Genomic DNA, 18862 nt, shown 5'->3' with positions numbered 1-18862 from the left:
GCTCCGCTCTTTTTCGTTAGGCGAACCGGAAACCACGGGCCAGGAGCCCGGTGAAAATCAGAGACCGGAAGGCCAGATGGCAGACACCGCACAAGAATCGCGACTGATAACTGAAACGGGCATCGACCAGCGCATTGCCGAGATCATCGAGCCTGTTTTGGCGGGTATGGGATATCTTCTGGTGCGCGTGCGGCTCTCCAACCAGAACGGCATGACGCTGCAGGTGATGGCCGAGCGCGAAGACGGCACCATGACCGTCGAGGACTGCGAAGCGATCTCCATGGCCATTTCACCGGTTCTTGATGTGGAAGATCCGGTCGATAAAGCGTATCATCTCGAAGTTTCCTCGCCCGGCATTGACCGGCCGATGGTTCGCAAATCGGATTTCACCCGCTGGCAGGGTCATCTGGTGAAGGTCGAAACCTCCATTCTGGTCGAAAACCGCAAGCGGTTTCGCGGCAAGATCGTCGAGGTGGATGCGGACGGCTTCAAGCTGGAACGCGACCAGATCGCCTATGGCGAGGAGCCGACAGTCATCGTTCCGTTCAGCGCGCTTTCCGATGCGAAGCTTATTCTGACGGACGACCTTATTCGTGATGCGTTGCGGGCAGACAAGGCGGCAAAGGCCGCCGCCGCAAACCAGAACGACGAAAACGAAACAGACGAAGACTAATTCCAACGTAAAGCCCGAAAACGGGCGATCCCCGCAATTATGCGACTTACGGAGATAGAAAAATGGCAGTGAGTGCTAACCGGCTTGAGCTTCTGCAGATCGCCGATGCTGTGGCGCGCGAAAAGGTCATCGACCGCGAAATCGTGCTTGCCGCAATGGCCGACGCTATCCAGAAAGCCGCCCGCTCGCGCTATGGTTCGGAAACCAACATTCGCGCCGACATCAACTCCAAGACCGGCGAAATCCGCCTGCAGCGTCTTCTGGAAGTTGTCGAGGCCGCTGAGGACTATTCGACCCAGATCCCGCTTGAGCTGGCCCGCGACCGCAACCCGGACGCCAAGCTCGGCGATTTCATCGCCGATCCGCTGCCGCCGATGGATTTCGGCCGTATCGCCGCCCAGTCGGCCAAGCAGGTCATCGTTCAGAAGGTTCGTGAAGCCGAGCGTGACCGTCAGTATGATGAATTCAAGGACCGTATCGGCGAAATCGTCAACGGCACCGTCAAGCGCGTCGAATATGGCAATGTCATCGTCGACCTCGGCCGTGGCGAAGGCATCATCCGTCGCGACGAGATGATCCCGCGGGAAAACATGCGTTACGGCGACCGCGTGCGCGCCTACGTCTACGACGTTCGCCGCGAACAGCGCGGCCCGCAGATTTTCCTGTCGCGTACCCATCCGCAGTTCATGGTGAAGCTCTTCACCATGGAAGTTCCGGAAATTTACGACGGCATCATCCAGATCAAGTCGGTCGCCCGTGACCCCGGTTCGCGCGCCAAGATCGCCGTTATCTCGAATGATAGCTCGATCGACCCGGTCGGCGCCTGTGTGGGTATGCGCGGCTCTCGCGTTCAGGCCGTTGTCGGCGAATTGCAGGGCGAGAAGATCGACATCATTCCGTGGAGCCAGGAGCCGGCGTCCTTCATCGTCAACGCCCTGCAGCCGGCGGAAGTCGCCAAGGTCGTTCTGGATGAAGAGTCCGAGCGCATCGAAGTGGTCGTTCCCGACGAGCAGCTGTCGCTCGCCATCGGCCGTCGTGGCCAGAACGTGCGTCTGGCATCGCAGCTCACCGGCTGGGATATCGACATCATGACCGAGCAGGAAGAGTCCGAGCGTCGCCAGAAGGAATTCAACGAGCGCACGGCACTGTTCATGGACGCCCTCGACGTCGATGAGATGGTCGGCCAGGTTCTGGCTTCCGAAGGCTTCGCACAGGTCGAAGAACTCGCTTATGTCGATCTCGGTGAAATTTCCTCGATCGAGGGTTTCGATGAAGACACCGCCGATGAAATCCAGACCCGCGCCCGCGAATATCTGGAACGTCTGGAAGCCGAGATGGACGCCAAGCGCAAGGAACTCGGCGTTGCCGACGAGCTGCGCCAGATCGACGGCCTGACCTCACAGATGATGGTTGCGCTGGGTGAAGACGGTATCAAGACCATCGAAGACTTTGCCGGCTGCGCCGCGGACGATCTGGTCGGCTGGAGCGAACGCAAGGACGGCGAGACCAAGAAGTTCGAAGGCATCTTCTCCAAGCTCGACGTTTCGCGCGTCGAGGCCGAGAACATGGTGGTGCAGGCCCGTCTTCTGGCTGGCTGGATCACGGCCGAAGATCTCGCTTCCGAAGAAGAAGCCAATGCTGAAGCTGCCGAGGAGGCGGATACCGCCGAGCAGGAATGACATCGCAGGCGCATGAGCCGGACGAGCTGCCCGAGACCGATGAGGACGGGCGGCTTGCAGGCAACGTCAATGGACGTATGTGCATTGTGACACGGCAGAGCGGATCGCCCGATGAGTTGATCCGCTTCGTCGCAGGCCCGGACGGCAGCGTCGTGCCGGATCTGAAACGCCAATTGCCGGGGCGCGGCTGCTGGGTAACACCCGAGCGCGCCCTGATCGAGAAAGCCATTGCGAAGAAGATCTTCGCACGGGCACTCAAACGCGACGTCAAGGCCGGACCGGAGCTTCTTGCTCTTCTCGACCGGCTGATGGCGCAGCAGCTTGCCGGAATGATGAACATGGCGCGCAAGGCGGGCCAGTTCATCAGCGGCGCAACGAAGGTCGATGCCGCCGTCCGGTCCGGGAACGCGATTGCCGTGTTCCACGCGACCGATGCTGCGGCGGACGGCGTGAGAAAACTGGACCAGGCCCGCAGGGCCTGGGCGTTCGGCAGCGATGCCGACAATGAAATTCCGTCCTTCCGGCTCTTCAGTAGCGCCGAAATGGACGAGTTGATGGGCCAGAATGCTTTTATCCATGCTTGCGCGCTTGCGGGGCAGGCGGGTGAGGGTGTAGTGAAGCGCGCAACGATGCTTGAACAGTACCGCCTTGGCGGTCGATCTCAGGCGGAACGCGACGCTGCCCGGACAGAACAATGACGCGGTTAACCGACATGAACGGTCGCCGCGTTCCGATGCAGCAATTGAACGACGAGACCTGATGGACGTCATCCGGTTCTCGTCCGAAGGAACGGGAACGAATGACCGACAACAACGACGACAAGACACTTAACGCGCCGGCCAAGAAGACTCTCACCCTCAAGCCGGGCGGGATGAATCAGGGCACCGTGCGGCAGGATATGGGTCGAGGTCGCACAAATGCGGTTGTCGTGGAAACACGCAAGCGCCGCCCCCTACGTCCCGAAGACGAGAAGCCGGTTCAGCCGATCGCGGCAGCAGCACCTGCACCGAAGCCCGCAGCACCGGCCCCTGCCCCCGTGGCAGCGCGTCCGCAGGCCCCCCAGCCGCGCATTCATCAGCCAGGCGGCCAGCAGCAGCGTCCGGGTTCTTCCCAGTCGCAGCAGCGTCCCGGCTCGTCCGCACCCCAGCAGCGCCAGCCTGATCGCCCGCGCGGCAACGTTCTGCACGATCTTTCCGCCGGCGAGATGGAAGCCCGTCGCCGTGCGCTGATGGAAGCGCAGGCTCGCGACGTGGTGGAAGCCAAGCAGCGTGCCGAAGACGAAGCCCGCCGCAAGGTCGAGGAAGAACAGCGCATCGCAGCCGAAAAGGTCGAGGCTGCCAACCGCGCTGCCGAAGAGGCCGCGGCTGCCAAGGCAGCGGCAAGCCAGCCTGCCGCTGAAGTGAGATCCGAACCGGCCAGCGAAAAGCCGGCTGCAGCCTTTGCACCGGCCCCCCGCACTGACGCACGTCCTCAGTCCGCCGCCGCTGCCCCCCGTTCCGCTCCTGCAACGCCCGACGCGGCCGCTCCGCGCGGACGTCGTACCGGTGGCGACGAGGAGGATGATCGTGGTGCCGCGCGTCGTGGCAGCAGCCTTCCGGCTCGCGGCAAGGTCACGGCTCCGGTTCCGGCCAAGCCCGCCGCCCGTCTGAAGACGGAAGAAGAACGCCGTCGCGGCAAGCTTACTGTTACCTCGTCCAATCTGGATGAAGACGGAACGCCGCGTGGTCGCTCCATGGCATCCATGCGCCGCCGGCAGGAGAAATTCCGCCGCAGCCAGATGCAGGAAACCCGCGAAAAGGTTATGCGCGAAGTGATCCTGCCGGAAACCATCACCATTCAGGAACTGTCACAGCGCATGTCCGAGCGGGCCGTTGACGTCATCAAGTTCCTGATGAAGGAAGGCCAGATGATGAAGCCGGGCGACGTCATCGACGCCGATCTGGCCGAACTGATCGCCGTCGAATTCGGCCACACCGTCAAGCGCGTTTCTGAATCCGACGTGGAAGAAGGCATCTTCAACCAGGCTGACGACGAAGGCGAAATGGTTTCCCGTCCGCCGGTCGTGACCATCATGGGTCACGTCGACCACGGCAAGACCTCGCTGCTCGACGCCATCCGTCAGGCAAACGTGGTTGCTGGCGAAGCCGGTGGCATCACCCAGCATATCGGCGCCTACCAGGTTGAGAAGAACGGTCAGAAGATCACCTTCATCGACACCCCCGGCCACGCCGCCTTCACGGCGATGCGTGCCCGTGGTGCGCAGGCGACCGACATTGCCGTTCTGGTTGTTGCCGCAGACGACAGCGTCATGCCGCAGACGATCGAATCCATCAATCACGCCAAGGCGGCCGGTGTTCCGATCGTCGTTGCGATCAACAAGATCGACAAGCACGAGGCAAACCCTGACAAGGTTCGCCAGCAGCTGCTGCAGCACGAAGTTTTCGTGGAATCGATGGGTGGTGAAGTTCTTGACGTCGAAGTGTCGGCCAAGAACAAGCTCAACCTCGACAAGCTGCTCGAAGCAATCCTGCTTCAGGCGGAAATCCTCGATCTCAAGGCAGATCCAAGCCGCACCGCAGAAGGCACGGTCATCGAAGCCGAGCTAGACCGTGGACGCGGCGCCGTCGCCACCGTTCTCGTGCAGAAGGGTACGCTGAGACCCGGCCAGATCATCGTTGCCGGTGACCAGTGGGGCCGTGTGCGCGCGCTCGTCAACGACAAGGGCGAACACGTCAAGGAAGCCGGTCCGGCCATGCCGGTCGAAATCCTTGGCCTTTCCGGCACACCGTCGGCCGGTGACCGTTTTGCGGTTGTCGAAAACGAAAGCCGCGCCCGCGAGATTTCCGAATACCGCCAGCGTCTGGCACGCGACAAGGCTGTCGCCCGCCAGACCGGTCAGCGCGGCTCGCTGGAACAGATGATGAGCCAGCTTCAGACTTCGGGACTGAAGGAATTCCCGCTGGTCATCAAGGCGGACGTGCAGGGTTCGGTCGAAGCCATTATCGCTTCGCTCGACAAGCTCGGCACAGACGAAGTCCGCGCTCGTGTCGTTCACTCTGGTGCTGGTGCCATCACGGAATCGGATATCTCGCTTGCCGAGGCATCGAACGCCGCGATCATCGGCTTCAACGTTCGCGCCAACGCACAGGCACGTACGGCGTCCGAACGCGCCGGTATCGAAATCCGCTACTACAACATCATCTACGATCTGGTGGATGACGTTAAGGCGGCGATGTCGGGTCTGCTTTCGCCGGAACGTCGCGAGACCTTCCTCGGCAATGCCGAAATTCTCGAGGTGTTCAACATCACCAAGGTCGGCAAGGTCGCGGGTTGCCGCGTCGTCGAGGGCAAGGTGGAACGTGGTGCGGGTGTCCGTCTGGTGCGCGACAACGTCGTCATCCACGAAGGCAAGCTCAAGACCCTCAAGCGCTTCAAGGACGAAGTCAACGAAGTGCCGGTTGGTCAGGAGTGCGGTATGGCATTCGAAAACTACGAAGACATCCGCGCCGGCGACACCATCGAGTGCTTCCGCGTCGAACACATCACGAGAACGCTCTAAGCGTTCTCGCCGCAAAACAGGATTTTTCTGTCGGGCGCCGGCTTACCGGCGCTCGCTCCGTTTGAGGCATTACCCATGGCAAAAGCAACATCATCGGCCCCTTCGCAACGCATGCTGCGTGTTGGCGAACAGGTGCGCGCCGCCCTTACCCAAATTCTCCAGCGCGGCGAAGTCCGCGACGACCTGATCGAAGGCACCGTCATTTCCATCTCGGAAGTGCGCATGTCGCCCGATCTCAAGATCGCGACAGCTTACGTGACGCCGCTTGGCGTTGCGGATCACACCGACATCATCAGCGCGCTGAACCGCCACGCGAAATTCATGCGCGGCCGTCTCGGTCCGCAGCTGCGGCAGATGAAATACATGCCGGAACTGCGTTTCCGCGACGATACGAGTTTCGACAATTACCAGAAGATCGACGCACTCCTGCGGTCACCGGAGGTGCAGCGCGATCTTGGACCTTCAAACGAAAAAGACGACGAACAGAACTGAAGCATGTCCAAACCACGCAAACAGCAGCACCGCAAACCCAAGGGCCGCCCGATTTCCGGCTGGCTGATCCTCGACAAGCCGCTCGATTTCGGCTCCACCGAAGCCGTTTCCAAGATCAAGTGGCTGTTCAATGCCCAGAAGGCAGGCCATGCCGGAACGCTCGATCCGCTGGCTTCCGGCATGTTGCCGATCGCCCTCGGCGATGCCACCAAGACCGTGCCTTACGTCATGGACGGCCGGAAAATCTACGAATTTACCGTCACCTGGGGTGAGCAGCGCGCAACCGACGATCTGGAAGGCGAGGTCGTCAATTCCTCCGACCAGCGCCCGGACGAACAGGCGATCCGCGATCTTCTGCCCAATTATACCGGTGTGATCCTGCAGACACCGCCGCAATTTTCCGCGATCAAGATTGCCGGCGAGCGCGCCTATGATCTGGCGCGCGACGGCGAGACGGTGGAAATCCCGGCACGCGAGGTGGAAATCCACCGCCTGACGCTGCTTGCCTGCCCCGACGCCGATACCGCGCATTTCGAAGTGGAATGCGGCAAGGGCACCTATGTACGGGCGCTGGCACGTGACATGGGTCGCGATCTCGGCTGTTTCGGCCATATTTCGGAACTGCGCCGCACAATGGTCGCCCCGTTTGGCGAAGACATGATGGTGCCGCTCGAAACACTGACGGCGCTGGAAGCCATAGAAGACCGCGACGAGCGGGTCGAGGCGCTGGACGCCTTTCTGATCGACACGGCGCAGGCGCTTTCCTCGCTTCCGCATCTCATCATCAACGACGACCAGGCGCATCGGCTGAAGATGGGCAACCCCATCCTGCTGCGCGGGCGTGACGCGCCGGCCAATCATCCGGAAGCCTATGCCACCGCGCAGGGCAAGCTGGTCGCGATCGGCGAAATCGGTGAGGGAGAGTTTCGGCCAAAGCGGGTTTTTGGCTGAAATAGACTGTCTTCATGTATTTCCGGACGGAAAACCGCATCCGTTTTTCTCGGAAATGCTCCGCGAGGCCCAGTCAATCACCTCTTTCAATTGTACCCGGAATAGTTTATAGGCAGCGCCAGCTTGGGCTTTGCCTATGCTGCTGAATGGCCAGAGCTGGACGACATCCCGGCTCTAGGCGTCCCCGTTTTTCCTTAAAACAAGAAAGGATCGTACGATGTCGATTACTGCAGAGCGCAAAGCCGCCCTCATCACGGAATATGCCACCAAGGCAGGTGACACCGGTTCTCCGGAAGTTCAGGTCGCAATCCTGACCGAGCGGATCAACAACCTCACCGGTCACTTCAAGGACCACAAGAAGGACAACCACTCCCGTCGTGGCCTTCTGACGCTGGTTTCGAGCCGTCGTTCGCTTCTCGACTATCTGAAGAAGAAGGACGAAGCCCGTTACACCAAGCTGATCGGTGCTCTCGGCATTCGCCGCTAAAACTTGTGCCCGGCGGGTTTCACAACGATACCCGCCGGTTTTTATATTGGGTCTTCTGAAGGCCGCATGAATTTCCGGGCGTTTGCCGCAGCTGTGGCCCCCGGACGACAAGGGTGACCCGGATGGGCCGGTGTCGCCTTTTCAACCGCAGACCTGTCATGGGGCAGGATTGCCGGATGCTTGCACCTTAAAAGCCTCCCGCTGTCTTGCCCGTGATTGCGTCGTTCTTCGCCCCCCATAAGGCGGACAAGTACAAACAAGGACAAGATATGTTCAATAAACACTCCGTGGAAATCGAATGGGCAGGCCGCCCGCTGAAGCTCGAGACCGGCAAGGTTGCCCGTCAGGCTGACGGCGCCGTCATCGCAACCTACGGCGAGACGATGGTTCTCGCGACCGTGGTTTCCGCAAAGTCTCCGAAGCCCGGCCAGGACTTCTTCCCGCTGACCGTCAACTACCAGGAAAAGACCTATGCAGCCGGCAAGATCCCCGGCGGTTATTTCAAGCGCGAAGGCCGTCCGAGCGAAAACGAAACCCTCGTTTCGCGTCTGATCGACCGCCCGATCCGCCCGCTTTTCCCTGAAGGTTACAAGAACGACACGCAGGTTGTCGTGACCGTCATTCAGCACGATCTGGAAAACAACCCCGACATTCTGTCGATGGTCGCCACTTCGGCAGCGCTGACCCTTTCCGGCATCCCGTTCATGGGTCCGATCGGCGGCGCGCGCGTTGGCTACATCAACGGCGAATATGTTCTGAACCCGCATCTGGACGAGATGGAAGAATCCACGCTTGATCTGGTTGTTGCCGGCACCTCCGACGCCGTTCTGATGGTTGAATCGGAAGCCAAGGAACTCAACGAAGAGATCATGCTCGGCGCCGTCATGTTCGGCCACAAGGGCTTCCAGCCGGTTATCGACGCGATCATCAAGCTCGCCGAAGTTGCCGCCAAGGAACCCCGCGAATTCGAACCGGAAGATTTCTCCGCGCTCGAAAACGAAATGCTGGCTCTGGCCGAAACCGAACTGCGCACCGCCTACAAGATCACCGAAAAGGCTGCCCGCTACGCTGCCGTCGATGCCGTGAAGGCGAAGGTCAAGGCCCACTTCCTGCCGGAAGAAGGCGAAGCCAAGTACAGCCCGGAAGAAATCGGCGCCGTCTTCAAGCACCTGCAGGCGAAGATCGTTCGCTGGAACGTTCTCGACACCAAGAGCCGCATCGACGGCCGCGACCTGTCGACCGTTCGTCCGATCATTTCGGAAGTCGGCCTGCTGCCGCGCACGCACGGTTCGGCGCTGTTCACCCGCGGTGAAACCCAGGCGATCGTTGTTGCGACGCTCGGCACCGGCGAAGACGAACAGTATGTCGACTCGCTCACCGGCATGTACAAGGAACGCTTCCTGCTGCATTACAACTTCCCGCCCTACTCGGTCGGTGAAACAGGCCGCATGGGCTCCCCGGGCCGTCGCGAAATCGGTCACGGCAAGCTCGCATGGCGCGCGATCCGTCCGATGCTGCCGACTGCGGAACAGTTCCCCTACACGCTGCGCGTCGTTTCCGAAATCACCGAGTCCAACGGCTCTTCGTCGATGGCAACGGTTTGCGGCACCTCGCTTGCACTGATGGATGCCGGTGTTCCGCTGGCAAAGCCGGTTGCCGGTATCGCCATGGGCCTTATCCTTGAAGGCGAGCGCTTTGCGGTTCTCTCCGACATCCTCGGCGACGAAGACCACCTCGGCGACATGGACTTCAAGGTTGCGGGTACGGCCGACGGCATCACCTCGCTGCAGATGGACATCAAGATCGCCGGTATCACCGAAGAGATCATGAAAATCGCTCTGGAGCAGGCACAGGGTGGCCGCAAGCACATTCTCGGCGAAATGGCCAACGCCATCACCGAGAGCCGCAGCCAGCTCGGCGAATTCGCACCGCGCATCGAAGTCATGAACATTCCGGTCGACAAGATCCGTGAAGTCATCGGCTCCGGCGGCAAGGTCATTCGCGAAATCGTTGAAAAGACCGGCGCCAAGATCAACATCGAAGACGACGGCACCGTCAAGATCGCTTCTTCTTCCGGCAAGGAAATCGAAGCGGCCCGCAAGTGGATCCACTCGATCGTTGCTGAACCGGAAGTCGGCGCCATCTACGAAGGCACGGTCGTAAAGACCGCTGACTTCGGCGCTTTCGTCAACTTCTTCGGCGCCCGCGACGGCCTCGTCCACATCTCGCAGCTCGCTTCCGAGCGTGTGGCCAAGACCTCCGACGTCGTCAAGGAAGGCGACAAGGTCTGGGTCAAGCTGATGGGCTTCGACGAGCGTGGCAAGGTTCGCCTGTCCATGAAGGTTGTCGACCAGGCAACCGGCCAGGAAGTTGCTGCCGACAAGAAGAAGGAAGACGGCGAAGCCGCTGCCGAATAAGGTCGCGCCGCCAGACCCTATCGAGGCGCGGGTTCTGCCCGCGCCTTTTTTCTATCCCGCTTAGATCCTTTGGCTTTCCTTCTCACCGCCAGAGCGATCTAACTCTTTGATTTAACGCATTGTCCAGATGTAAAAGCAGTCCCGCTTTTCCTGGAAATGCCCTAAGGACGCTCCCATGAGCCGCGACGCTATTAAAACCCTTTTCCACCCCTTTGCCGCAGAAATGCTCGATATGCCGAAAGAGGGCGAACGCGTTCTGTTTCTGGGAGCGGAGGCTGGCCCGCGGCTGGATGGTTTTGACGCGGAGATCATTGCCGTTCAGCATCTTCGGCCACTTTACCGGGCTCTGCAGGCGCAGGGCGCGCAGGTCACCCCGGACATTTCGGGCGAGGATTACGATGCGGCGCTGTTGCTGTGCGGCAAACATCGTGGCGAAAACGAAAACCGCGTCGCGGAAGCACTGTCCCGCGTGAAAGCCGGCGGCCTGATCGTCGCGGCGGGATCAAAGGAAGACGGCATCGTGACGCTGCGCAAGACGCTGGCAAAGCTTGGCATCGAGGCCGACTCGACGCCGAAATACCATGGTGTCGCGCTTTGGTTCAAACGTCCGGACGATGTTTCCTCGGCTCTCTCGAAGCTTGCCCAGAAGCCCGTGACGGTTGAAGGCCGCTTCACCGCCCTGCCCGGCATGTTCTCACATGACCGCGTCGATGACGGCTCGGAGCTTCTCGCATCGCGCCTGCCGACCGATTTTGACGGCAACGCCGCTGATTTTGGCGCGGGCTGGGGTTACCTCTCGGTGATGCTGGCGGAAAAATCGCCGCGCACGGCCCGTATCGACCTGTTTGAGGCGGACTGGAATGCGCTTGAATTTGCGAAGACCAATCTTCTTGAAAACAATCCGCGACTGACGGCACGTTTCTTCTGGCAGGATCTGGCGAACGAACCGCCCAAGGAAAAATACGATCTCATCATCATGAACCCGCCTTTCCACGCGGCGGGACAGGCGGCGGAGCCCGCTCTCGGTCAGGCTTTCATCAAGACGGCAGCCGGCGCGCTTCGCAGCGGGGGCAAGCTGCTGATGGTTGCCAATCGCGGCATGCCCTATGAGCCGGTGCTGGCAGCGGAGTTCCGCACCAGCGCCGAGGTGTGCCGTAACGCCCGCTTCAAGATCCTCAGCGCCCAGAAATAATCAATTCAGCAGGGCAGTCAGCTCAGAAGCCAAGCCCACAGCGACACGGAAAGAACGCCGGTCGCCGTGGAAATGCTGATGGTGGAGGCCGCGACGCTGTGGCCGATGCCAAAGCGATTGGCGATCAGCCAGGCGTTCACCCCCGTCGGCACCGACGAGGTGAGCACAAGGGCCGCCGTCCATTCCCGGCTAAGGCCGAGAGCGTGGCCCATAGCCCACACGCAGGCGGGCAAGAGCAGCAGTTTGAACACCGTCATGGTAACGGCTATGCCAAGATTGCCGCGAATGGTGTATTTCGTCAGCGCCATGCCGAGCGAGATGAGCGCTGCTGGCCCTGCCATTGAAGCAATCTGATCGACCACGGTTTTGAGGATGGGTGTGAGCGTCACACCGGAAACATTGGTTGAAAGGCCAATCACCAGGCCAATCACCAGCGGATTGGTAACGAGGTTGCGACCGACCTGTTTGAAGACCGCGGCCATGCCTCGCTTTTCACCCCCGACGGCCTTGTGCGTGGCGTTCTCCATCAGGATCGTGCCGGCAATCATCATGACCGGCAGGTGGATGGCCAGCAGAATGGAAAGCGCCACCAGCCCCTCATCGCCAACGGACCGGCCGACGAGCGGCAGGCCGATGAAGATATTGTTGGCGAAGGCCGAGGATATCCCGGCAATGACGGCGATACGCACATCCTGCTTGAAGACGTAACGGGTGACGATATGTCCGATTGTCCAGGTCACGGCCACGCCGGCGAAATAGGTAATCCAGAGCCGGAAGGGCGACGCACCGTGGAAGTTCGCTTCCGCAAGCGTGCGAAAGATCAGTGTCGGTACGGCGATCTTGAACACGAAATCGCTGAGAATCTCGCCGGCATCGGCACGGAACAGACCGGCCTTGACTGTAAGCCAGCCAATCAGGATGAGAATGAAAATCGGAGCGACGTTAGCGGCAACGGCAGACATGGAGGGAAAGCTTTCGCGGCTTTGCGGGAGATACTCCGCTTTAGAGCGTTTTCCGCCGGAATGGAATCGCGAAAACGCTGAGCGTCTTTGTTTTCGCCCGATTGCGGATCACATGCCGCGGGAGCCAGACCGGTCAAGCGCCATCACCGGGAATGGACTTCGCTGCCCATAACCCCGCATTCCGCGGCGTCAGCGCAAAGAAAAAGCGGGGTTTCCCCCGCCTTTTATGTCCGTTATACGCCGCCAGTACATCCGTGGCGGAGATAACGGTTGAGCCAGAAGACCATCATGTCTTCCATTCCGGTACGCATTCACACACCTTTTGCTCTGGAAGGAGCAATAGCTTAACCACATTACAGGCAGATGACGCGTTTCTTCCCCTCCAGGGGAGAACCGCATATTTTCCCTTTGGGCTTTTCTTGCCGCCAGAAATGTTTAAGACCGTTTGAAAATACGCACACGCCTCGTGCGAACTGGATAGGGCCCCATGACGAAATTCGACGTACTGACTGTCGGCAATGCCATCGTCGACATCATCTCTCGCTGCGATGACCGCTTCCTTAACGACAATGCCATTACCAAAGGTGCGATGAACCTCATCGATGCGGAACGCGCCGAGCTGCTTTATTCGCTGATGGGGCCGGCTCTCGAAGCCTCCGGCGGCAGCGCGGGTAACACGGCGGCCGGTGTGGCGAATTTCGGCGGCAAGGCCGCCTATTTCGGCAAGGTCGCCGAAGACCAGCTCGGAGAAATCTTCCAGCACGATATCCGTGCGCAGGGCGTCTATTTCGAAACGAAGCCGGAAGGCACGTTTCCGCCCACCGCCCGTTCGATGATCTTCGTGACCGAAGATGGCGAGCGTTCGATGAACACCTATCTCGGCGCTTGTGTCGATCTCGGGCCGGAGGACGTGGAAGAAGACGTCGTGGCGCAGACCAAGGTCACCTATTTCGAAGGTTACCTTTGGGATCCGCCGCGCGCCAAGGACGCCATTCGCGAATGCGCCCGCATTTCGCATGAAAACGGCCGCGAAGTTTCCATGACGCTGTCCGACAGTTTCTGCGTCGGCCGTTACCGCGAGGAATTTCTCGACCTGATGCGCTCCGGCACGGTGGACATTGTTTTCGCCAACAAGCAGGAAGCGCTTTCGCTTTACGAGACGGATGATTTCGAGCTGGCGCTGACGAAAATTGCCGCCGACTGCAAGATCGCGGCGGTGACGATGAGCGAAGAAGGTGCCGTTATCCTGCGTGGTACGGAACGGGTGAAGGTAGAAGCCTATCCCGTGCATGACGTGGTCGACACGACGGGTGCAGGCGATCTTTTCGCCGCCGGCTTCCTGTTCGGTTATACGCAGGACCGGTCGCTCGAAGATTGCGGCAAGCTCGGCTGCCTTGCGGCCGCGGCCGTCATTCAGCAGGTGGGCCCGCGCCCGATGTCATCGCTCAAGGCGCTTGGCGCAAAGCACGGCCTTATTTAAAGGCCTCTCCGGGATAAGCACCCCAGATTTCGCCCTGCGATACCCAGCCCGAGGCCTGACCGGCCTCGGCGCGGCACCAGTCGCCGTTGCATTCACCGATCCTGAAGACGACGCCCGGCTCCAGCCTGGCGATGACCGAAGCACCCGACTGCGCTTCGCGGCGCATGTTTACGTAAACTTCCTTGCCCTTGCCACGCATCCATGGGGCTGCGACGGCCGTGCGCTCACCGGACAGTAGCGCCTGGTTGACCCAGCCTTCCGTGCCATCGGCATCGCGGATGCGCCGCCAGTTTTCATATTCCTGGATGATTTCGACAGGCATTCCCGATTTCAGATACATCCACGACACGGCATAATCCGTGCTGGGGCCAATGCGCATATTAACACGCTTGGACTTCAGGCTGACGAAACGCGGCAGGGGCAGACCACTTGCGCCCTTGGCGGCACCCTGCGCCATGGCTTCGGTGGCCGCGCCGAGGAGGCCCAGAGACAATGCAATGCAAACGATAGAAACCACACTGCGCATGCCCATTTCCGTTTCCCGCCTTCTGCAAACCGGATGATATTTTAAGGAGGCTCGGTTCCACATGCCTCGAGCCTCGGCGAGTTTTGTTTGTCTTCGCCGGCGGGTCTGGTAGAAACGCCCTGATTGAAAGAAATTATCGCTCTTTCTGGTTAATGACTTCTGAACAAGGCAGCGGCAAACGATGACCCACAAGAAGAGACCGACAGTCTATATCACCCGCAAATTGCCTGACGTCGTCGAGACCAGAATGCGCGAACTCTTCGATGCTGAACTGAACATCGATGATACGCCGCGCAGCGAGGCAGAGCTTGTCGCCGCCATGCAGCGGGTGGATGTGCTGGTCCCGACGGTTACCGACCGCATCACTGCGGCCATGATCGAGAAGGCCGGACCACAGCTGAAGCTGATCGCCAGCTTTTCCAACGGCATAGACCACGTCGACGTTGATGCCGCGGCCAGGCAAGGCATTACCGTTACCAATACGCCGAATGTGCTGACCGAAGACAGCGCCGATATCACCATGGCGCTGGTGCTGGCCGTGCCGCGCCGCATGATCGAAGGCACGCGCGTGCTTGCCAATGGTTCGGACGAATGGTTGGGCTGGTCGCCGACCTGGATGCTGGGGCGGCGCATTTCCGGAAAACGCATCGGCATTGTCGGCATGGGTCGCATCGGAACCGCAGTTGCGCGGCGCGCCAAGGCCTTCGGCCTTTCCATTCATTATCACAACCGCAAACGCGTTAACCCGGCGACTGAGACGGAGCTTGAGGCGACCTATTGGGACAGCCTCGACCAGATGCTGGCGCGCGTGGATATTGTCTCCGTCAATTGCCCCTCCACACCTGCTACCTACCACCTGATCTCGGCGCGGCGGCTGGCGCTGATGCAGCCGACCAGCTACATCGTCAACACGGCGCGCGGCGATATCATCGATGAAGCGGCGATGATCCAGTGCCTGCGCGAAGGAAAAATCGCCGGCGCCGGTCTCGATGTCTATGAGAATGAGCCTGCGGTGAACCCCAAGCTCATCAAGCTCGCCAAGGAAGGCAAGGTTGTCCTGCTTCCCCATATGGGCTCGGCGACGATCGAAGGGCGCATCGAAATGGGTGACAAGGTCATCATCAACATCCGTACGCTGTTCGATGGACACCGTCCGCCGAACCGGGTGCTTCCGGGGCGTAGCTAAATCAGCTAAAGAAATCCTCGTCTGATTATCGCGTGGAGGGAAGGTCAATGGGAATCCCGGCGAAGTTTTTGCTGCTCATCTCCGCCTTGCTTGTTCTGGGCAGCAGCCCCGTCCAAGCCGCTTCACTCTCGCCCGAAGAGACAGCGGAACTTTATTATCGTGCCTGGCTGAATTTTGACCGCAGCAGCATGGCTCGACTGGATAAAGAATGGGGTTCTGCGGATGGCGGTCCGCGTTACGTCGATATGGAACTGGTTGCCGATCCGGTCGCCTGGCAGCTTAAATATAAGAGTTCCAACGCGCCAAACGGGACCACAAGCGAACAGCAGACCGAGTTTGCAAAGTTGTGGGTGGCAAGCAAGAAGCGCGCGCGCTGCCAGGCCGAACCAGCACGCATCGGAGCGCAATTGCCCACGGGTGTCTTCCTGGCGCGGATCAAGATGAACTGCGTCGTTCCGGATGCCGAACCTGCCTTCAAAAAGCTGAAGGCGGGCGCAAAGCCGGATGACCTCGGTGACGGTGGCCGCATGCCGTCTGCAGACCTTATGAAACAGATGGCGGAAGCCGCGATGGCAGCACCGGTGACCCATAAGGTCACGACGGAAATTCAACTCGTCAGCGGAGCGGACAAGCGCGTCTGGCGGGTCGGATCGGGCGACGTTCAGCCCGAAACGGGCATCGACCAAGTGTCCGCTGTCTTTATCGCGCAAATGCTGCAATCCGGCCTGCTGCGATAGGCCTTTTCGCAATACCGGTTTTGCTGCAACGATTGAAAGGCCTCAGCCGAGGAATTTCGTCATTTCAATCGAGGTTGTGCGATCATAACCGGCATGGGCATTTTCAGCGGTCCTGACGAAACCCCAGGCGGCGAATTTGGCGTGATTGGCACCAAGCTCGATGCGCGTTTCCAAGCGTAGCGCCGGAAGCGCCAATTCGCCAGCCAGTGTTTCAGCTCTTTCAAGCAACATCCTGCCGATGCCCTTACCCTGCGCTTTCGGGGAAACACAAAGCTTGCCGACATAAAGGCAGGCCGGCGGCTCCGGCCGGCAAAACAGGCAGCCCAGCAGCTCATCGCCGTCAAGCGCCACGAAAGCGATCTCTGCATTCGCCTTCTCGGCAAGGCTTTCCAGCGTCAGGCGATGGGCCGACGACGGCGGATCGATGACGCCATCCATATAGGCGAAGGACGCCATGATGAGCGCCAGCAATTCCTGCCAGCGATCGAATTTTTCGCCGACCCTTGCGATCTCGATCATGGTTTCTTTCCCGCTGGCCGGCGCTTGTAACGCACGGTTTCGAAACGGGCCGACAGGGCATCATAGAGAAGCAGGCGGCCGATCAGGGGCTCACCGGCACCTGTTATCAGCTTGATCGCCTCCATGGCCATGATGGTGCCGATCACCCCCGTCAGCGCGCCGACGATACCGGTTTCGGCGCAATTGGGAATGAGGCCCTGCGGCGGCGGCTCCGGAAACAGATCACGGTAGCCCGGCAGAAGAGCGCCGTCGGCGTTGGTTTCATAGGGTTTCAATACGGTAACCGAGCCATCGAAACGGCCGACGGCGCCGGTGACCAACGGCCTCTTCGCCGCTTCCGCTGCATCGGCAGCGGCATAACGCGTATCGAAATTATCCGAACCATCGATCAGCAGATCGAAGGAGGGCAGATGGTCATGCGCCCAGACCTGCGAAAAGCGCTCCTCATAAACCAGCGCGCGGACATGTGGATTGAGACGGGCGATGGCTTTGCGGGCGCTTTGCGTTTTCAGCTCGCCGATCGTGCCGCTATCGTGAATCACCTGTCGCTGGAGGTTGGACAGGGAAACGACATCGTCGTCAATCATGCCGAGCGTGCCGACACCGGCGGCGGCAAGATAATGAAGGACGGGCGCGCCGAGACCGCCCGCGCCAATGACCAGCACGCGCGCCGCCTTCAGCCGTTGCTGGCCGGCACCGCCGATTTCCGGCAGCAGGATGTGGCGCTTGTAGCGTTCGATCTCTTCCGGGCTCAGCAGGTCCATCTCGCCCTCCATCTCTCTATCGTCATCCCGTGACGCTCCCGTGGGAAACATTGAAGAACTGCGCCCGCTCGCCAAGGGCGGAGAACATGGCCGCATCCGTTCCGGTCATGAAACTCTGGCCGCCGAGCGCATGGATGAGATCAAACAGGGCGGCACGTCTGCCCTCATCCAGATGCGCAGCAATTTCGTCCAGGAGCAGAATGGGCGCATGTCCCGTCATATTGGCGGTCAGCTGCGCATGTGCAAGCACCAGCCCGACCAGCAATGCCTTCTGCTCTCCGGTTGAACAGCGTTCCGCTTCCATGTTCTTTTCCGCATGGCGTACGAAAAGATCAACCCGGTGCGGGCCATCCAGCGTGCGGCCTGCCGCCGCGTCCCGATACCGGCCCTCCCGCAGCATCAGACCATATTCGTCTTCCAGATCGACAGCCGGCCGATGAAGCCCGCCGTCCATGAAGCCGGAGAGCGCAAGCGCCGCCGACGGGAAAGCAGCGTTGCCGGCCCGTCCCTCAATCAGGGCCTTCAACAGGCCGAGCATTTCATAACGGGCAACCGCCATGGAAATGCCGAGTTCGGCCATCTGTTTTTCGATGCCGTCCAGCCAGACCGGATCAAAACGGCCTTCCGACAGGAGGCGATTGCGGCCGCGCATTGCCTTTTCAAAATCGCTTGCCCGCCTGCCATGGGCGGGATCGAGCGACAGCACCAACCGGTCGAGAAAACGTCGACGGTCTGATGACGAGCCGGTAAAAAGGCCGTCCATGGCGGGCGTCAGCCACAGCACGCGCAGATGATCGGTCAGTTCGTCGACGGATTTTACCGATGTGCCGTTCAGCCGCAGGCGACGCGACACCACTTCGCCATCACCTTCAATCCCGGTGCCGATGGCAACTTCGCCATCCATGCCTTCGACATCAGCGAAGATCGAGAACCCGGCGTCCGCGCCGACGCGGGTAACATCGGACAGGGTGGCCCGGCGGAGGCCCCTGCCGGGTGAAAGAAACGAGACGGCCTCCAGCAGATTGGTCTTGCCTGAGCCATTATCACCGGTCAGCACAACATGGCGATCATCAAGTGTGAGCGACGCCGCCGCATAGTTGCGGAAGTCCGTGAGTTTCAGCCGTAAAAGCGACACCTTGTTCGTCATCTGTACGGCCTAAAACGAACATGGCCGGATGGCAAGAAGGGGAATGCCCATCCGCATGAAAGACCGCCACAGCAAGGCAATTCATTCTCCA

At 60.3% G+C, this 18862-nt stretch carries 17 protein-coding genes; 12 read left to right on the top strand and 5 right to left on the bottom strand.

What is annotated here, in order from left to right; genetic code table 11:
• Positions 1-76 precede the first annotated feature (76 nt).
• The 9 genes from rimP (at position 77) to QSV77_RS12985 (ending at position 11450) form a co-directional block, all read left to right on the top strand.
• Positions 77-673 (top strand): ribosome maturation factor RimP, encoded by a 597-nt coding sequence (gene rimP / locus QSV77_RS13025; protein WP_142840734.1) that lies wholly within the window; start codon positions 77-79, stop codon positions 671-673.
• A gap of 62 nt (positions 674-735) precedes the next feature.
• Positions 736-2352 carry a transcription termination factor NusA gene (gene nusA / locus QSV77_RS13020; protein ID WP_142840733.1) on the top strand — a complete coding sequence of 539 codons (1617 nt, stop codon included), beginning with the start codon at positions 736-738 and terminating at the stop codon, positions 2350-2352.
• The gene (locus QSV77_RS13015) at positions 2349-3050 is read left to right on the top strand and encodes an RNA-binding protein (RefSeq protein WP_269700593.1); all 702 of its coding nucleotides are present in this window, start codon (positions 2349-2351) and stop codon (positions 3048-3050) included. Before nusA ends, QSV77_RS13015 begins: the two co-directional genes overlap by 4 nt.
• 101 nt (positions 3051-3151) lie before the next feature.
• Entirely contained in the window at positions 3152-5911 is a 2760-nt protein-coding gene (gene infB / locus QSV77_RS13010; RefSeq protein WP_269700595.1) for a translation initiation factor IF-2, read from the top strand.
• 75 nt (positions 5912-5986) lie between these two features.
• Positions 5987-6403 (top strand): 30S ribosome-binding factor RbfA, encoded by a 417-nt coding sequence (gene rbfA, locus QSV77_RS13005; RefSeq protein ID WP_006309910.1) that lies wholly within the window; start codon positions 5987-5989, stop codon positions 6401-6403.
• Between the two features lie 3 nt (positions 6404-6406).
• Positions 6407-7354 carry a tRNA pseudouridine(55) synthase TruB gene (gene truB, locus QSV77_RS13000; RefSeq protein WP_302733741.1) on the top strand — a complete coding sequence of 316 codons (948 nt, stop codon included), beginning with the start codon at positions 6407-6409 and terminating at the stop codon, positions 7352-7354.
• 217 nt (positions 7355-7571) lie between these two features.
• The gene (gene rpsO, locus QSV77_RS12995) at positions 7572-7841 is read left to right on the top strand and encodes a 30S ribosomal protein S15 (RefSeq protein ID WP_006309908.1); all 270 of its coding nucleotides are present in this window, start codon (positions 7572-7574) and stop codon (positions 7839-7841) included.
• Positions 7842-8110: 269 nt separating this feature from the next.
• Positions 8111-10258 carry a polyribonucleotide nucleotidyltransferase gene (pnp, locus tag QSV77_RS12990; protein ID WP_142840729.1) on the top strand — a complete coding sequence of 716 codons (2148 nt, stop codon included), beginning with the start codon at positions 8111-8113 and terminating at the stop codon, positions 10256-10258.
• A gap of 175 nt (positions 10259-10433) precedes the next feature.
• Entirely contained in the window at positions 10434-11450 is a 1017-nt protein-coding gene (locus tag QSV77_RS12985; protein WP_302733740.1) for a class I SAM-dependent methyltransferase, read from the top strand.
• Between the two features lie 17 nt (positions 11451-11467).
• On the opposite strand, the gene QSV77_RS12980 is transcribed toward QSV77_RS12985, so the two are convergent.
• Positions 11468-12412, bottom strand: coding sequence for an AEC family transporter (locus tag QSV77_RS12980; protein ID WP_302733738.1), 945 nt, complete (start codon positions 12410-12412; stop codon positions 11468-11470).
• A 487-nt stretch (positions 12413-12899) separates the two neighbouring features.
• Here QSV77_RS12980 and QSV77_RS12975 point away from each other — a divergent pair, with 487 nt between their 5' ends.
• Positions 12900-13892 (top strand): adenosine kinase, encoded by a 993-nt coding sequence (locus QSV77_RS12975; RefSeq protein WP_142840726.1) that lies wholly within the window; start codon positions 12900-12902, stop codon positions 13890-13892.
• On the opposite strand, the gene QSV77_RS12970 is transcribed toward QSV77_RS12975, so the two are convergent.
• The gene (locus QSV77_RS12970; protein WP_193559512.1) at positions 13885-14418 is read right to left on the bottom strand and encodes an SH3 domain-containing protein; all 534 of its coding nucleotides are present in this window, start codon (positions 14416-14418) and stop codon (positions 13885-13887) included. The two genes, QSV77_RS12975 and QSV77_RS12970, sit on opposite strands and share 8 nt — an antisense overlap.
• A gap of 181 nt (positions 14419-14599) precedes the next feature.
• Between QSV77_RS12970 and QSV77_RS12965 the strand changes: the two genes are divergently transcribed.
• Positions 14600-15604, top strand: coding sequence for a D-glycerate dehydrogenase (locus QSV77_RS12965; RefSeq protein ID WP_142840724.1), 1005 nt, complete (start codon positions 14600-14602; stop codon positions 15602-15604).
• Between the two features lie 188 nt (positions 15605-15792).
• Positions 15793-16341, top strand: a complete 549-nt coding sequence (locus QSV77_RS12960; RefSeq protein WP_302733737.1) for a hypothetical protein — start codon at positions 15793-15795, stop codon at positions 16339-16341.
• Positions 16342-16383: 42 nt separating this feature from the next.
• Here QSV77_RS12960 and QSV77_RS12955 read toward each other — a convergent pair whose 3' ends face one another.
• The 3 genes from QSV77_RS12955 to recF are packed head-to-tail and all read right to left on the bottom strand — an operon-like array spanning position 16384 to position 18771.
• Positions 16384-16860: a GNAT family N-acetyltransferase gene (locus QSV77_RS12955; RefSeq protein ID WP_302733736.1), complete on the bottom strand. Its 477-nt coding sequence runs from the start codon at positions 16858-16860 to the stop codon at positions 16384-16386.
• Complete coding sequence (locus QSV77_RS12950; protein WP_302733735.1) at positions 16857-17624, bottom strand: molybdopterin-synthase adenylyltransferase MoeB; 768 nt, start codon at positions 17622-17624, stop codon at positions 16857-16859. The genes QSV77_RS12955 and QSV77_RS12950 overlap by 4 nt, the downstream gene beginning before the upstream one ends.
• Before the next feature lie 22 nt (positions 17625-17646).
• Positions 17647-18771, bottom strand: a complete 1125-nt coding sequence (gene recF, locus QSV77_RS12945; RefSeq protein ID WP_271360469.1) for a DNA replication/repair protein RecF — start codon at positions 18769-18771, stop codon at positions 17647-17649.
• Positions 18772-18862 lie beyond the last annotated feature (91 nt).

Source organism: Agrobacterium sp. V1, assembly GCF_030518355.1.
Lineage (GTDB): Bacteria > Pseudomonadota > Alphaproteobacteria > Rhizobiales > Rhizobiaceae > Agrobacterium > Agrobacterium cucumeris.
Note: the sequence above shows the minus strand (reverse complement) of the source record. Positions and strands in the feature narration are given on the sequence as shown.

Excerpts from the sequence above, each read along its gene's own strand:
- QSV77_RS12950 (WP_302733735.1), bottom strand. The coding sequence starts at position 17,624 with ATGGACCTGCTGAGCCCGGAAGAGATCGAACGCTACAAGCGCCACATC.
- rpsO (WP_006309908.1), top strand. The coding sequence starts at position 7,572 with ATGTCGATTACTGCAGAGCGCAAAGCCGCCCTCATCACGGAATATGCC.
- rimP (WP_142840734.1), top strand. The coding sequence starts at position 77 with ATGGCAGACACCGCACAAGAATCGCGACTGATAACTGAAACGGGCATC.
- nusA (WP_142840733.1), top strand. The coding sequence starts at position 736 with ATGGCAGTGAGTGCTAACCGGCTTGAGCTTCTGCAGATCGCCGATGCT.
- QSV77_RS12970 (WP_193559512.1), bottom strand. The coding sequence starts at position 14,418 with ATGCGCAGTGTGGTTTCTATCGTTTGCATTGCATTGTCTCTGGGCCTC.
- infB (WP_269700595.1), top strand. The coding sequence starts at position 3,152 with ATGACCGACAACAACGACGACAAGACACTTAACGCGCCGGCCAAGAAG.
- QSV77_RS12955 (WP_302733736.1), bottom strand. The coding sequence starts at position 16,860 with ATGATCGAGATCGCAAGGGTCGGCGAAAAATTCGATCGCTGGCAGGAA.
- QSV77_RS13015 (WP_269700593.1), top strand. The coding sequence starts at position 2,349 with ATGACATCGCAGGCGCATGAGCCGGACGAGCTGCCCGAGACCGATGAG.
- QSV77_RS12985 (WP_302733740.1), top strand. The coding sequence starts at position 10,434 with ATGAGCCGCGACGCTATTAAAACCCTTTTCCACCCCTTTGCCGCAGAA.
- QSV77_RS12975 (WP_142840726.1), top strand. The coding sequence starts at position 12,900 with ATGACGAAATTCGACGTACTGACTGTCGGCAATGCCATCGTCGACATC.
- QSV77_RS12965 (WP_142840724.1), top strand. The coding sequence starts at position 14,600 with ATGACCCACAAGAAGAGACCGACAGTCTATATCACCCGCAAATTGCCT.
- QSV77_RS12980 (WP_302733738.1), bottom strand. The coding sequence starts at position 12,412 with ATGTCTGCCGTTGCCGCTAACGTCGCTCCGATTTTCATTCTCATCCTG.
- pnp (WP_142840729.1), top strand. The coding sequence starts at position 8,111 with ATGTTCAATAAACACTCCGTGGAAATCGAATGGGCAGGCCGCCCGCTG.
- truB (WP_302733741.1), top strand. The coding sequence starts at position 6,407 with ATGTCCAAACCACGCAAACAGCAGCACCGCAAACCCAAGGGCCGCCCG.
- recF (WP_271360469.1), bottom strand. The coding sequence starts at position 18,771 with ATGACGAACAAGGTGTCGCTTTTACGGCTGAAACTCACGGACTTCCGC.
- rbfA (WP_006309910.1), top strand. The coding sequence starts at position 5,987 with ATGGCAAAAGCAACATCATCGGCCCCTTCGCAACGCATGCTGCGTGTT.
- QSV77_RS12960 (WP_302733737.1), top strand. The coding sequence starts at position 15,793 with ATGGCTCGACTGGATAAAGAATGGGGTTCTGCGGATGGCGGTCCGCGT.